Genomic DNA, 637 nt, shown 5'->3' on the forward strand with positions numbered 1-637 from the left:
GCCCGAGCCCGTGCAGCGCCCCGCGGGCCGTGCCGCCGCGCACCGCGCGCTGGAGCGCCTGGGCGGCCCCGTGGGCCTGGCCGCGGCCGCCGCCCCCACGGTCGCCTTCGTCGCCGCCGACGCCGCCGCCGGGCTCGGCACCGCCGTGCTCGCCCTCGCGGTCACCGCGGTGCTCGCCTGCGCGGTGCGCCTGGCCCGGCGCGAGTCGCCCGGCGCCGCGGTCGCGGGCCTGGTGGTCGCGGCGGTCTGCGCCGCGGTCGCCGCCCTGGCCGGCGAGGCGCGCGCCTTCTTCCTGCCCACCACGCTCCTGCCCGCGCTCTTCGTCCTGGCGTACGTCGTCTCGCTGCTGGCGCGCCGGCCGCTGATGGGGTTCCTCGTCAACCCGCTGGCGGGGGGACCGCGGAACTGGCGCGAGCACCGCGCCCTGCGGCGCACCTACACCCTCAGCACGCTGGTCGTCCTGGCCCTGGCCGGCGCGAACCTGCTCGTGCGGGTCGTGGCCTACCTCGAGGGCCAGCTCGCCGTCCTGGGCGCCCTCCAGGTCGGCGTGCCCGCGCTGTTCGCCACCCACTTCGCCCTCACCGTGCTCGCCGCCCGCCGGGCGGCGGGCGAGTCCCCCGGCGCGACCCCCGGCGCG

At 80.8% G+C, this 637-nt stretch carries 1 protein-coding gene; it reads left to right on the top strand.

Annotated features, from left to right (window positions below):
• The coding region (locus tag GTR00_RS22185) for a DUF3159 domain-containing protein (protein ID WP_166613632.1) at positions 1 to 637 on the top strand (637 nt) is incomplete at both ends.

It is taken from the genome of Kineococcus indalonis (genome assembly GCF_009906395.1).
Classification (GTDB): domain Bacteria; phylum Actinomycetota; class Actinomycetes; order Actinomycetales; family Kineococcaceae; genus Kineococcus; species Kineococcus indalonis.